The organism is Halopenitus malekzadehii (assembly GCF_900108505.1).
GTDB lineage: Archaea > Halobacteriota > Halobacteria > Halobacteriales > Haloferacaceae > Halopenitus > Halopenitus malekzadehii.
This window is the reverse complement of record NZ_FNWU01000001.1, coordinates 36,316-49,257: the sequence shown is the minus strand read 5'-3', so window position 1 is coordinate 49,257 and position 12,942 is coordinate 36,316. Positions and strand designations below refer to the sequence as shown.

At 67.8% G+C, this 12,942-nt stretch carries 12 protein-coding genes; 3 read left to right on the top strand and 9 right to left on the bottom strand.

Annotated features, from left to right (window positions below; all coding sequences use genetic code 11):
* Positions 1-38: 38 nt before the first annotated feature.
* The 6 genes from BLW38_RS00265 to BLW38_RS00240 form a co-directional block, all read right to left on the bottom strand.
* Positions 39-1,019 carry an ATP-grasp domain-containing protein gene (locus tag BLW38_RS00265; RefSeq protein ID WP_092812687.1) on the bottom strand — a complete coding sequence of 327 codons (981 nt, stop codon included), beginning with the start codon at positions 1,017-1,019 and terminating at the stop codon, positions 39-41.
* A 109-nt stretch (positions 1,020-1,128) separates the two neighbouring features.
* Entirely contained in the window at positions 1,129-1,659 is a 531-nt protein-coding gene (locus BLW38_RS00260; protein ID WP_092812684.1) for a 50S ribosomal protein L16, read from the bottom strand.
* Between the two features lie 114 nt (positions 1,660-1,773).
* Entirely contained in the window at positions 1,774-2,655 is an 882-nt protein-coding gene (nucS, locus tag BLW38_RS00255; protein ID WP_092812681.1) for an endonuclease NucS, read from the bottom strand.
* 215 nt (positions 2,656-2,870) lie between these two features.
* Positions 2,871-3,065: a cold-shock protein gene (locus BLW38_RS00250; RefSeq protein WP_021075115.1), complete on the bottom strand. Its 195-nt coding sequence runs from the start codon at positions 3,063-3,065 to the stop codon at positions 2,871-2,873.
* Between the two features lie 118 nt (positions 3,066-3,183).
* Positions 3,184-3,804: a TM2 domain-containing protein gene (locus BLW38_RS00245; protein WP_092812678.1), complete on the bottom strand. Its 621-nt coding sequence runs from the start codon at positions 3,802-3,804 to the stop codon at positions 3,184-3,186.
* A 98-nt stretch (positions 3,805-3,902) separates the two neighbouring features.
* Entirely contained in the window at positions 3,903-4,370 is a 468-nt protein-coding gene (locus BLW38_RS00240; protein ID WP_092815372.1) for a DUF2085 domain-containing protein, read from the bottom strand.
* Positions 4,371-4,498: 128 nt separating this feature from the next.
* Between BLW38_RS00240 and leuS the strand changes: the two genes are divergently transcribed.
* From leuS to BLW38_RS00225, 3 genes are all read left to right on the top strand, one after another.
* On the top strand, positions 4,499-7,270 hold the full coding sequence (gene leuS, locus BLW38_RS00235; RefSeq protein ID WP_092815369.1) for a leucine--tRNA ligase: 2,772 nt from the start codon (positions 4,499-4,501) through the stop codon (positions 7,268-7,270).
* 85 nt (positions 7,271-7,355) lie between these two features.
* Entirely contained in the window at positions 7,356-8,177 is an 822-nt protein-coding gene (gene pheA, locus BLW38_RS00230) for a prephenate dehydratase (RefSeq protein WP_092812675.1), read from the top strand.
* A gap of 137 nt (positions 8,178-8,314) precedes the next feature.
* Positions 8,315-8,773 carry an Hsp20/alpha crystallin family protein gene (locus tag BLW38_RS00225; RefSeq protein ID WP_092812672.1) on the top strand — a complete coding sequence of 153 codons (459 nt, stop codon included), beginning with the start codon at positions 8,315-8,317 and terminating at the stop codon, positions 8,771-8,773.
* A 98-nt stretch (positions 8,774-8,871) separates the two neighbouring features.
* Here BLW38_RS00225 and BLW38_RS00220 read toward each other — a convergent pair whose 3' ends face one another.
* From BLW38_RS00220 to BLW38_RS00210, 3 genes are all read right to left on the bottom strand, one after another.
* Positions 8,872-10,371, bottom strand: a complete 1,500-nt coding sequence (locus BLW38_RS00220) for an aldehyde dehydrogenase family protein (protein ID WP_092812669.1) — start codon at positions 10,369-10,371, stop codon at positions 8,872-8,874.
* Between the two features lie 194 nt (positions 10,372-10,565).
* Positions 10,566-11,699 (bottom strand): ABC transporter ATP-binding protein, encoded by a 1,134-nt coding sequence (locus BLW38_RS00215; RefSeq protein ID WP_092812666.1) that lies wholly within the window; start codon positions 11,697-11,699, stop codon positions 10,566-10,568.
* A 3-nt stretch (positions 11,700-11,702) separates the two neighbouring features.
* Positions 11,703-12,869: an extracellular solute-binding protein gene (locus BLW38_RS00210; RefSeq protein WP_092812663.1), complete on the bottom strand. Its 1,167-nt coding sequence runs from the start codon at positions 12,867-12,869 to the stop codon at positions 11,703-11,705.
* Positions 12,870-12,942 lie beyond the last annotated feature (73 nt).

Genomic DNA, 12,942 nt, shown 5'->3' with positions numbered 1-12,942 from the left:
GCCGGCCGTTCCCGAAGTCCGAACAGCTCGGCCTCCGATCAGCCACCGCCGGCCGCGGTTCGCCGGATGAGCGCCGCCAGCCGGTCGTAAAACTCCTCCGCGTACTTCTCGGCGGCGTCCACCGTCGGCCGGGCGTTGGTCTCGGTCACCACGAGCCGATCGTCCGTTTCGAGGAGGTCGACGCCGAGATAGTCGATCCCGAGCGTGGCCGCGGTTCGTTCCGCGATCGCCCGGTGGCGCTCGGGCGGATCGACGGCAGTCGCGGTCGCCCCGCGGTGGACGTTGTGTTTCCACCGGCTTGCGCCGTCGGCGTCGATCGCGGCGGCGGCATCGTCGTCGGCTGTATCAACCATGACGGCGTCATCATCGTCGCGGGACGCCGTCCCGGATGGCGGATGGCGGCGCTCGACCGAGCCGAGACACTCGCCGTCGACCACCATCAGTCGGTAGTCGCGCGCGTTCGGTAGGAACTCCTGGATCAGGTAGGACTTATCGCCGGTCGCGGGATTGTCGTGAATCAGATCGAGGTAGTCGATCGTTCCCGAAAGGTCGTCCCGGTCGACCGCCTTCGCGACGCCGACGCCACGGGTCGCGGAGTTCGGCTTGACGACGAGGGGATACGACAGCCCCGCGGCGTCGACCGCATCGAGTACCGCGGCCTCATCGACCGGGTTCGAGACCATCACGGTCCGAGGAACCGGGACGCCGGCCGCATCGAGCGCGCTCGTGACGCCGCCCTTGTTCCGCGAGGTGAGGACGACCTCGCGGTCGTTGACCCACGGGATCTCGAGGCGTGCGTCGAGCGCCGCCCCCTCCATCAGTCGCGTCGGATAGACGAAGCCGACGTCGACCGCGTCGGGGATCGGCTCGACGGGATCGGCGGGGGCATCCGGGGCGTCGGTGACCCGGATCGGCCGCTGTTTCGCGCGGAGGTGAACCACCTCGATCCCGCGGTCCGCGAGGGGGTCACGAACGCGCTCGAAGGTTTCCGAACGGGTACTCATCGCGAGCCGAAGCATCGATCCACACGAACGGGGCAACGGGGATAAGCCTCGCGACGATGGTCGAAACTGGGACACGGGCGACGACCCGAAGAAGACGCCGGAGACCGTCGATCGACGATCGATCCTACGAGACGAGCAGCTTCTCGCCGCGGTCGACGGTGATCCGGCAGGACGGGGACATCTTGTTGTACGCGCGTCGGAACGCCTCCTTGACGGCCGAGGCGTCCTCGGGGTCACAGTACGCCGTGAAGACGGCTTCGTCGACCATAACCCGTGCCGCGGTGCCGACCGGCTTGCCGAACGCCTGCCGCATCCCGTCGGAGACACGGTCGGCGCCGGCGCCGGTCGCCTGCTTGTTCTCCCGGATGACCTGGTGGGGGAACTTCCGGAGGACCATCTTGTACTCGCCCTCGCCGATCTCGGTGAGAAGGTGGCGGTTGGCGGACAGGCGGGCGCTCTCGAGGGACCCGTGGCGGATCTGGAGCGTCTCCTCGACGCGGAGGCTGATCTCGACCTCGTAGTCGTCGGGGTCGGCCTGAAGGTCTCCCATGTTGTGCTGTGCGATCTTCGAACCCGGAATGCCCGTGATGTACTCGCGACGCGTGTACGAGGGCTTGCTGATCGTCCGGTACATAGAGGCCGGCTTTTCTGACATGGTTACTTGTCGAGTATACCCGCCGCTGCGCGAATAAACCCTTCGAAAGGCGGCCGTTCACCCCCTGAGAGGCGTCCGCTCGCCGTCGGATCTCCCGACGAACCGCCCCCGACGTTACGAGGACGGCGCGTCGTCGGCGTCCACGTCGTCGGTATCCGCGTCATCGGCGTCCGTGTCGTCAGCGCCTGTGTCGTCGCCGGCCGGGGCGGGGGGATCGAGCGCGACGTGCTCGAACCCGCGATCGGCAAGCAGTTCCGCCGCCCGGTCGGTGATCGAGGGTGCGACGAGGATCCCGCGGACCCGGTCCGTGTCGGATGCGTCGGCGGCGGTCCCGGAGTCGGCCGCATCCGGGTCGTCCGAATCCGGGTCGTCCGCGGTCGCCGCCGCGGACCGTTCCTCGGCGACGGCGTCGACGTACCTGCCGAGTTGGCTGACGGCGCTCGGGCCGACACGCCGGCGTTTCAACTCGAGAACGACCGGCGTCCCGGCGGCGTCGACGCCGAAGACGTCCATCGGGCCGGCGGCGCTGTCGCGTTCGATCGCGGTCGGCTCGAAGCCCGGCTCGATCAGGGCGGGATCCGCGAGGATCCGCCGCCGGAGGTCCGCCTCGCTGCCGGTGACCGCCAGGTCACGACCGCCGGTCACCGCCATCGCCGAGAGCTGGTGGACCGTCGAGAACCGCACGATGAGCGTCTCGTCGGGCGAGGACCGTTCCGACCGGACCCGAAGCCGCCCGTCACGGACGGCGGCGTGGTGGGTCGATCCGGGCGGCTGCCAGTTGACCGGGGTTCGCTGCTCGTCGGTGTGGACGAGCGCCGCGCCGTCCGGCTTGAGGATGAGGAGCCGGTCACCCGGGCCGAGCGAGGATGCGGCACGACCGCGATACTCGACGCTGCAGGCGCCGAAGACGGTGATCAGCGCGCCGCGGTCGAAGGCGGACTCGAGTTCCCACAGCGCCTCCCGATGGCTCGGGTCGTGGCGGGTCGTGACGGGCACGGCCGACGGCTAGGCGGCGCGCAGTCAAAAGGGCGCCGCCCGGGCGGGCGTCGAGCGGGAACCCGTCGCGTCGGGCGTCGAGCGGGATGACGTCGGCGAATCTGCCGTCGATCGGGAGCCCATCGGGTCACGGCACGACGGCGACGTCGCTGTCCGGGCGAGAAAACGGAAAACGCAGCCATATGCCGATGCGTCAGTGAGATCGCCGAGAGACCTTACAGTCGGGTAAGGTTCGTCGCGCGCGGGCCCTTGGGGGCGTCCTCGATCTCGAACTCGACCTCCTGTCCCTCCTCGAGATCGGGGCCGCCGATGTCCTCCATGTGGAAGAAGACGTCGTCGTCCGCGTCCTCAGTCGAGATGAAGCCGTAGCCGCCAGTGTCGTTGAAGAAGTCAACCGTTCCGGTAGACATTGCACCCGTATATAGGGCATTATTGGGCATAAGGATTGTGTATTCGGCGACGCCGACGGAACCGGGCGTGATGGGGCGTCTCGTCGGCTAGCGGTGCCTGGATTCGCCGTTCCGTTTCCTACACGTACTGCCGCTGGAACTCCTCGTCGGTCTTGGTGAGATAGAGGATCCCCTCGATGAACCCGATGATGGCCGGGATGAACGTCCAGGAGAAACAGAGGTACAGCAGTCCCATCCCGTTCTCGCCGAGATAGAACTTGTGTGCCCCGATCCCGCCGAGGAGGAGGGCGAGGATCCCCGCAGTGGTGCGGTCCTTGGAGCTTCTGGCGGCGCCGGCACCGCCCGCCGGGGCGCCCCCGGCTGCACCGCCGGCGCCGCCAGCGGCCGCACCGCCCTGCCGGACGCCACATTCCGGACAGATCTCGGCCTGCTTCTTGATGATGGTCCCGCAGCTCGAACAGAACTGTTCGTTGGGACCGGGCTGTCCGTTCGGGTCGGCCTGTCCGTTGGGGCCAGCCTGTGCGTTCGGCTCCGAGCTTCGACCGCCGTTCCGGCCGGCGGCACCACCGTCATCCGCGTCGCGGCGACCGGTCCGATCCGCACCGCGATCGTCTGAGTCCTCCCATCCCGCGTCGTCGGGGCCATCGCCGGCAGGGGCAACTCGATCGTCGTCGTCGTCCGAATCGTCGGATCGCGATCGTCGGTCACGGGTCGAGTCGTCGTCAGTGGGACCTGGCATAGTTTCGAGGTGTTTCCGGGGATATTTATAACTATGTGACCGGCGAGGACGGTCCCAACTGCCGAATCCCGAAAGACGGCGGAGTGGCCGACGTTCGCTTAAGGTGTCCCGACGGGCGATCCGGGATGGATCCTGAGCATAAGTAGGACGACGGCGGCGTATCCGACGCCGATCGCAAGGATCCGCAGATCGCCGTCGAGTAGAAGCCGATGCATCCCGAGTCCATACGCGATCCCGAGGAGGAGCCCCGTCACGGTTCGGATCCGGTTGGACCCGGCACCGGGATCGCCCGCGGTGAGCGCCCAATCGACGAGCGCCGCGATCGGGAAGACCGCGATCACGAGGAGACCGATCGGTCCCTGCAGCCAGCCGCCGATCCCGAGGGCAATTCCCGCCATAATTCCGGGATAGATGCCGGAACAGCGCGCGCACAGCCGGAGCGTCAGCGAACCGATCGAGATCCGGTGACACCGATCGTACTCCGCCGGTTTGTGATGGGACAGGAGGTACCGACGCGTCTCGGCGAGCCCGGCGCGCAGCTCCCGCGTGAGGACGTCACGGTCCACGTCGGGATCGACGGTAGCGACCGGCAAAAGGCTACGGACCGGTCGAGAGCGGTGGTGAAAGGGACGGACCGTCCTCCCCGCGGATGGAAAGGTATACGACGGAGACGCCACCACGCGTCTATAAACAGATGACCGACGAGGGATACGACCACACGGCGATCGAACGCCGGTGGCAGGACGCGTGGGAGGCGGCGAACGCGTATCGGACACCCGACGACGTCGCGGACCCGACGTACGTGCTCGGGATGTACCCGTACCCCTCGGGGAAGCTGCACATGGGGCACGTCCGGAACTACACGATCACGGACGCGTACGCGCGCTACCGCCGGCTGCGCGGCGACGACGTCCTCCACCCGATGGGATGGGATGCCTTCGGGCTGCCCGCCGAGAACGCCGCCAAGGAGCGGGACACGAACCCGCGCGACTGGACGCTCGACTGCATCGAGACGATGAAGGGCCAGATGCAGTCGATGGGGTTCGGCTACGACTGGGACCGGGAGATCACGACCTGCACGCCCGACTACTACCGGTGGAACCAGTGGCTGTTCACCCGGTTCCACGAGGAGGGACTGGTCGAGCGCCGGGACGCCGAGGTGAACTGGTGTCCCTCCTGTGAGACCGTCCTCGCCGACGAGCAGGTCGAGGGCGAGGCGGAGCTGTGCTGGCGGTGTGACACGCCGGTCGAAACCCGGGAGCTCGATCAGTGGTTCCTGCGGATCACCGAGTACGCCGACGAGCTCCTCGAGGCAATCGACGACCTCGAGGGGTGGCCCAACTCGGTCCGGCAGATGCAGCGCAACTGGATCGGCCGTCAGCACGGGACGGAGCTGTCCTTCGAGATCGAGGGGCACGGCGACGTCGAGGCGTTCACCACCCGGGTCGACACGATCCACGGCGCGACCTTCTTCGCGCTCGCGCCCGACCACCCGATCAGCGAGGCCCTCGCCGAGACGGACGCCGACGTCCGCCGGTTCATCGAGGAAGCGGCCGACCCCGAGGGCGACGAGCCAAACGGGATCGCGACGGGACTGACCGCCACGAACCCGGTGACCGGCGAGGAGATCCCGGTCTACGTCGCCGACTTCGTCCTCTCGGATGTCGGCACCGGTGCGCTGATGGCGGTCCCCGCCCACGACGAGCGCGACCACGCCTTCGCCGAGAAGAAGGGCATCGAGATCCGGCCGGTGATCGCGCCCGAACCGGACGCGGCGGACGTGGAGGAGGAAGATATGGAGGAGGCGAACGAGGCGGATATGGAGAGCGCGGACCCGACCGTCCCCGACGTCGAGGACGACGCGTTCACCGAGGACGGCATCCTCATCAACTCCGGCGAGTACGACGGCCTCGACAGCGAGACGGCCCGCGATCGCCTGACCGAGGACATCGAGAGCGCCAGCGAGGCGACCCAGTATCAGCTGCGCGACTGGGGCATCTCCCGGCAGCGCTACTGGGGGACCCCGATCCCGGTCGTCCACTGTGACGACTGCGGCCCGGTGATGGTCCCGGAGGAGGACCTCCCCGTGGAGCTCCCCGAGTTCATCAACACCACCGGCAATCCGCTCGACGCCGCCGAGGAGTGGACGGAGACGACCTGTCCGGAGTGTGGCGGCCCCGCGGAGCGGGAGACCGACACGATGGACACCTTCGTCGACTCCTCGTGGTACCCCCTGCGATACGTCTCCCCCGACCTCGAGGAGGCGCCCTTCGATCTCGAACGGGCCAACGACTGGATGCCGGTCGACCAGTACGTCGGCGGGATCGAACACGCGGTGATGCACCTGCTGTACTCGCGGTTTTTCACCAAGGTGCTGGCCGACCACGAGGGGCTCGAGCACCGCGAGCCGTTTGAGAACCTGCTGGCCCAGGGGATGGTCCAGCTCGAGGGCGAGAAGATGTCGAAATCGAAGGGCAACGTCGTCTCCCCTCAGCGGATCGTCGAGGAGTACGGCGCCGACACGGCCCGGCTGTTCATGATGCAGGCGGCCCAGCCCGAACGCGACTTCGACTGGTCGGAGGAGGGCGTTCGTTCGACGAACCGCTTTTTGGCCCGGCTCAAAGCGCTCGTCGAGAACCACGCCGACGCGATCGTGGCGGCGGACGCGACGGCGGCGGGAGCGGACGCCGACGAGGATCCGATCGCCGCGTACGTGACCGACGAGGTCGACGCCGCGATCGCCATCGCCACCGCGGAGTACGAGGATCTCACGTTCAACGTCGCGCTGCGGGAGGCCCAGGAGCTCGTCCGCACGCTCCGCAGCTACGCCGACGCCGTCGACGATCCGGATCCGGCGGTCCTCAGCCGCGGCCTCTCGGCGGCGGTCCGGCTGCTTGCGCCCGTGACGCCGCACCTAGCCGAGGAGCTGTACGCGCAGTTACAGGGCGCGGATCCGAGCAACGACGCCGACGCCGAGGCGGCCGTCGAGGGGGGCGTCGTGCTCGCCGCCGAGTGGCCCGAGGCGTCGGTCGACCGCGAGACGGTTCGAAAACGGCGGCGACTCGTCGAGAACACCCGCGAGGACGTTCGACAGATCATCGACGTCGCCGGCATCGAGGATCCCGAGTCGATCGACGTCGTTGTCGCCCCCGACTGGAAGTACGACGCCCTCGAGATCGCGATCGACAGCGACGCCGACAACCTGATCGGCGAGCTGATGGCCGAGGACCACATCCGCGACCAGGGCGACGCCGCGGCCGCGTACGGCCAGGACCTCCAGGCCGAGCGCGAGGCGCTCTCGATGACCCTGCGCGGGGACGCCGAGTACGACGCCCTCCGGGCGGCCGCCTGGCTGATCGAGCGGGAGTTCGACGCACCGGTGCGGGTCGTCCGCGCCGAGGACGCGGCCGCCGACGTCGCGCGCAACGCGGAGCCCGGGCGGCCGGCGATCGACATCGCGGAGTAGCGATCGGGGGGAAGCGGGGTCGATCCACGTCTCGGAACACCGCCGCTCCGGCACGCTTTTCAGCGGCGCCGGGCTATCCCGGACGATGAACGTTGTCACGCTGGGTCCCGCCGGCACCTACTCCCACCGGGCCGCGCGGGCCGTCGCAGACGACGTGGCGTTCCGCGAATCGGTCACGGCGATCGTCGAGTCGGTCTCGGCAGGCGCCTTCGACCGCGGCGTCGTCCCGATCGAGAACAGCATCGAGGGCTCGGTCACGGAGAGCCTCGACGCGCTGGCCGACGAGGAGGTCGCGGTCGTCCAGGAGATCGTGACGCCGATCCGGCACGCCCTATTGGCGCAGGCGGAGGACTTCGACGTGGTCGCGAGCCACTCGCAGGCGCTCGCGCAGTGTCGCTCGTTCCTCGAGCGGGAGTATCCCGAGGTCGACCGGGAGGCGGTCGCCTCCACGGCCCGCGGGGTCGAACGCGCCCGCGAGGACGCCCGCGTCGCCGGGATCGGCCACCCGGACAACGCCGAGCCGCTCGACGGTGAGGGGACGAGCCTCCGGATCCTTGCCGAGGACATCCAGGATCGCTCCTCGAACGCGACCCGCTTCCTCGTCATCGCCCCCGAGTCTGCACGCAGCGAGGCCGGCGGCAAGACGACCCTCATCGTCTATCCGGACGCGAACTACCCCGGGCTCCTCCTCGAGATGCTCGAGGCGTTCGCCGACCGGGACGTGAACCTCTCGCGGGTGGAATCTCGCCCGAGCGGCAATCGCCTCGGCGACTACCTGTTCCACTTCGACGTCGAGGCCGGCCTCTATGAACCACGCACGAAGGACGCCCTCGAGACGCTCGAGGCGATCGCCGAGAACGGCTGGGTACGCGTGCTGGGGTCCTACGACACGACGCACGTGGTGTGACCGGGTCCGTCTCCCGTCCCCGGCCTCGCATCTCGCGAACTCCCGTCTCCCGTTTCTCCGACTCCCCGACAGATCCGACACCCCTTGACGGGGACGCCGGCAACGTTCAAGTCGATCGACGACCTACGATCGACCGTATGACGCGCCGAGACCCCTTCGAGGAGATGGAACGGCTGTTCGAGCGGATGAACCGCGAGTTCGAGCGGATCGGTGGCGACCTCGAGGCCGGCTTCGGCGACCTGGAGTCGGGCCTCGGACGGGAGATCTCCATCGACGTCGCCGAGGATGAATCGACAGTCACCGTCACCGCGGACCTGCCAGGGTACGACCGCGACGACATCGACGTCACGGTCTCCGACCGAACGCTCACGATCGCGGCCGAGCGCGACGAGTCGGTCGAACACAGCGTCGACGAGGAGGACGCGCTCGAGTATCACCGGCGCGAGCGACGTCGCCGGTCAGTCTCCCGCCGGGTCCGGCTCCCGAGCGACGTCGACGAGACGGCGGCGGAGGCGGCGTACTTCAACGGAGTGTTGACGGTCGAGCTGCCGAAGACCGACGTCGACGCTGACGGTCATCGGATCGACGTCGAATAGCGGTCGCGTCGTCGGGCGCCGGACGCTTGCCGAACCGTCCCGCACCGACGGCGGTCGAATATGTTTCGGTGTTTGAACCAGTTAGCGAAGAATGTTCGCTAGTACGGCGGCTCGTCGATCGCCATGTTGACCGACTTCGCGCGTTGGTGCTCCTCGATCGCCTGGGCGGCACACTCGCGGCCGAAGCCGGACTGTTTGAACCCGCCGAAGGGCGTGCCGGGAACGGTGCCGAAGTAGCGGTTCACCCAGACGCTGCCGGCCTCGACGTCGGCGGCCGCGCGATGGGCGACCGACGGGTTCCCGGTCGCGATGCCGGCGGTGAGCCCGTAGTCGACGCCGTTGGCGATTTCGATCGCCTCCTCGTAGTCGCCGAACTCGAAGAGGAACTGGACCGGGCCGAACACCTCCTCCTGGGCGATTCGCATCTCGGGGTCGACGTCGTCGAAGACCGTGGGCCGGTAGAAGGCGCCGTCGGCGTAGTCCTCGTCCTCGAGCGGACCGCCGCGGAGCAGCGTCGCGCCCTCCTCGCGGCCGAGGTCGACGTAGTCGTCGACGTCATCGAAGTGGCCGCCGTAGGCGAGCGGCCCCATCGTGGTTCCCTCGGCGAGCGGATCGCCGGGTTCCCAGCCGTCGAGCTCCTCGAGGTAGGCCTCGCGGAACTCCTCCTTGACGTCCTCGTGAACCAAGATCCGGGTCGCCGAGTCACACGACTGGCCGGCGTTGTACATCCCGCCGGTCGCCACCGTTGCGGCCGCCTCCTCGACGTCGGCATCCGGGAAAACGATGAAGGGATTCTTCCCGCCGAGCTCGAGCGTGACCGGCGTGACCGTGTCCGCGGCAGTCCGCATGATCGCCTGGCCCACAGGAACGGAGCCGGTGAAGGAGATCTTGCCGACGCGGGGATGGTCGATGAGCGGATCGCCGACTTCGGAGCCCGAGCCGGGGACGACGTTCACCACGCCGTCCGGCAGCGTCTCGGCGGCCAGCTGGCCGGCCAGGATGACCGACAGCGGTGCGGGGCTCGGCGGCTTCACGACGGCCGTGTTGCCGGCCGCGAGGGCGGCGCCGACCTTCCAGCCCATCAGCAGGATCGGGTAGTTCCACGGCAGGATCTGGCCGGTGACGCCGTAGGGCTCCCGGCGGACGTACGTGTGGGAGTCGTCGCCGGTCGGGACGTACTCGCCCGTCTCGGCGACCGCGACGCTCGCGTAGTACTCGAGGAAGTCGAGGCCGTTCTCGACGTCCGCGCGGGCGAACTCGAGCGGCTTGCCCACCTCGAGGGCTCCGAGCAGCGCGAACTCGTCGAGGTGGTCGCGCATCGCGGCGACCCACTCGCGGAGCAGGTCCTCCCGGTCGCTCGCGTCCATCCCGCCCCACTCGTCGGCGGCCGCGTCGGCCGCCTCGACGGCGGCCTCGACGTCGGTCGCGTCGCAGCTGGGGACCGTGGTGATCGGCTCGTTCACGGCGGGATCGGTCGGCTCGAACGTCTCGCCGGAGGCCGCCGACCGCGTCTCGCCGTCGATGACGGCGCCGAACTCGCGGTCGATGTCCTCGCGTGCCTGTGCGTGCGTCTCCTGGAGCGTGCCTGTGTAGTGCATCCGTATCGTGTCGTGTGTCGTCGCGGTCTCGCAGTTGAATCGGTTCCGTAGCGGTTCGTCTCGGTCGTCCGGGGTGTCCGTCTCGGTCGTCCGGGGTGTCCGTCTCGATCGTCCGGGGTGCCTGCTCGATCATCCGGGGCGCCGGCCGGATCGTCGAGAGCGGTTCGTCCCCGTCGAGTCGTGGGCGATTCGCTCTATTCAGTGAGGACGACGCAGTTGTCGGCGGCCCAGCCGAGACGGACGGTCTCGCCGCGCCGCAGCGATCCGCCCTGATCGCGGATCTGCATATCGACGGTCAGCCGGTCGCCGGTGTCGAGTTCGACGACGTACTTGCCGAGGTTGCCCTTGTAGATCTCGTCGACGACTTCCCCGTCGAAGACGTTCCGGAGGCCGTCGGCGTCGGCGCCGACGCGGATCTTCTCGGGGCGGATCGCGAAGGCCGCGCTCGTCCCCGCCGCGGGGTCACGCGGGACGTGGAAGCGCGTCCCGTCGCGTTCGATCACGGCGCCATCGTCGGTCTCGCCGTAGTCACCGTGGATCAGGTTCGTCTCGCCGATGAAGTCGGCGACGAACTCGGTGGCCGGCTCCTCGTAGATCTCCGTGGCGGTGCCGAGCTGCTCGATCCGTCCGTCGTTCATCACCGCGATCCGGTCGGACATCGTCAACGCCTCCTCCTGGTCGTGGGTCACGTAGACGAAGGTCGTCTCGAGCTCCTCCTGGAGGTTCTTCAGCTCGACCTGCATATTCTTCCGCAGCTTCAGATCGAGCGCGCCGAGCGGCTCATCGAGCAGGAGGACGGTCGGCTCGGTGATGAGTGCCCGCGCCAGCGCGATCCGTTGCTGTTGACCGCCGGAGAGCTCGCTCACGTCGCGGTCCGCCGTTCCGGGGAGCTCGACGAGCTCGAGCATCCGCGAGACGCGCGCCTCGATCTCCTCGTTGGACTTCCGACGGAACAGTCGTTTCAGTGAGTTGCCAACCCCGCCGCGGCCGGCCTCGCCCCCCGCGTCCAGGCCCTGCATCTGGAGTCCGAAGGCGACGTTCTCGCCGACGGTCATGTGCGGGAACAGGGCGTACGACTGAAAGACCATACTCGTGTCGCGATCGAACGGCGGAACGTACGTCACGTCCTCGTCCTGGATGTACACCGTCCCCTCCGTCGGCGTCTCGAACCCGTCGATACACCGAAGCAGAGTCGTCTTGCCGCAGCCACTCGGACCGAGGAGGGTCAGGAACTGCCCGGATTCCACGGACAGGTCGACGTCGTCGACCGCGACCACGTCGTCGAACCGCTTCGTCACCCCCTCCATCCGGACGTCGTACGTCGTCATCGATTACGCCGTCTTGATCTCCTGCCAGGCCTCGTCATAGAGCGTGGTGGCCTGTCCGATGTTCTGGATGTACTCGAGGTTCTCCATCGTCTCCTCGGGCGGGTAGATCGATTCGTTGTTCAGGACGTCCTCGGAGATGTACTCCTCGGCCGCCTCGTTCGGGCTGCCGTAGTAGGTGTAGTTCGTGATCTCCGCGCCGACCTGCGCGTCGAGGAAGTAATCGATGAACGCGTGTGCCGCGTTGACGTGTTCGGCCTCCGCCGTGATCGCCGCGGTGTCGACCCATACGACGCTTCCCTCCTCGGGGATGACGTAGTTGATCGGCGAGCTTCCGTCCTCGAAGGTCTCCCAGTAGGCCTGGAAGGCGCCGCCGGACCAGGCGTGGACCGGGCTCATCTGCTCGTTGATGAGGTTCGTCGGGAAGTTCGTCGAGTCGTAGGTCGACAGGAGATCCTTCTGCTGGATCAACAGCTCCTTTGCCTCCTCGATCTCGCTTTCGTCGGTCGTGTTGAGCGAGTAGCCCAGCTGCTTCAGGGCTGCACCCATCGTCTCGCGGACGTCGTCGAGCATCGACATCTGCCCGGCGAACTCCTCGTTCCACATCGTCTCCCAGGAGGAGACCTCGATGTCGCCGACCATGTTCTCGTTGTAGGCGACCCCGGAGGTTCCCCACTGATAGGGCGCGGAGAACCGCTGTTCGCCGGGGTCGTAGGGTGCGTTCCGGAACCGCTCGGAGAGGTTCTCGAAGTTGGGGATGGCCTCGAGGTCGAGCGGCTGGATCATGTCCTGGTCGTGGAGGACGTTGACCATGTAGTCGCTCGGGAAGATGACGTCGTACTGGCCGGTCCCGCCGGCCTGGAGGGCGTTGAACATCTCCTCGTTGGAGCCGTAGTTCGAGACCGAAACCGAGACGTCGTACTCCTCCTCGAAGCCGCTTATGAACCCGTTGTGCCAGTAATCGGTCCACTGGAAGACGGCGAGCTCGTCCTCGATCTCGCCGCCGCCGTTGCCATTGCCGCCACCGTTCCCGCCGCCGTTACCGTTCCCGCCGCCGTTTCCATCCCCGCCGCCGTTACCGGAGCAACCCGCAAGCCCGGCGAGCGCGCCGGCCGAGAGAGCGCCGGTCGTCCGGAGGAACGTCCGTCGATCGCTTTTCTGGTGTCGTGTCATCAGTTATCACCGTCTCTTTTTTCTAAATTGCCGCCAAGAGTCATAAATATTTCGTCAGAGAGACCAGATAATC

What these genes read in the sequence shown, in the direction of transcription:
- BLW38_RS00265 (WP_092812687.1), bottom strand. Translation starts at nt 1,019, where the DNA reads ATGCTTCGGCTCGCGATGAGTACCCGTTCGGAAACCTTCGAGCGCGTT.
- BLW38_RS00260 (WP_092812684.1), bottom strand. Translation starts at nt 1,659, where the DNA reads ATGTCAGAAAAGCCGGCCTCTATGTACCGGACGATCAGCAAGCCCTCG.
- BLW38_RS00250 (WP_021075115.1), bottom strand. Translation starts at nt 3,065, where the DNA reads ATGTCTACCGGAACGGTTGACTTCTTCAACGACACTGGCGGCTACGGC.
- BLW38_RS00245 (WP_092812678.1), bottom strand. Translation starts at nt 3,804, where the DNA reads ATGCCAGGTCCCACTGACGACGACTCGACCCGTGACCGACGATCGCGA.
- leuS (WP_092815369.1), top strand. Translation starts at nt 4,499, where the DNA reads ATGACCGACGAGGGATACGACCACACGGCGATCGAACGCCGGTGGCAG.
- pheA (WP_092812675.1), top strand. Translation starts at nt 7,356, where the DNA reads ATGAACGTTGTCACGCTGGGTCCCGCCGGCACCTACTCCCACCGGGCC.
- BLW38_RS00225 (WP_092812672.1), top strand. Translation starts at nt 8,315, where the DNA reads ATGACGCGCCGAGACCCCTTCGAGGAGATGGAACGGCTGTTCGAGCGG.
- BLW38_RS00220 (WP_092812669.1), bottom strand. Translation starts at nt 10,371, where the DNA reads ATGCACTACACAGGCACGCTCCAGGAGACGCACGCACAGGCACGCGAG.
- BLW38_RS00215 (WP_092812666.1), bottom strand. Translation starts at nt 11,699, where the DNA reads ATGACGACGTACGACGTCCGGATGGAGGGGGTGACGAAGCGGTTCGAC.
- BLW38_RS00210 (WP_092812663.1), bottom strand. Translation starts at nt 12,869, where the DNA reads ATGACACGACACCAGAAAAGCGATCGACGGACGTTCCTCCGGACGACC.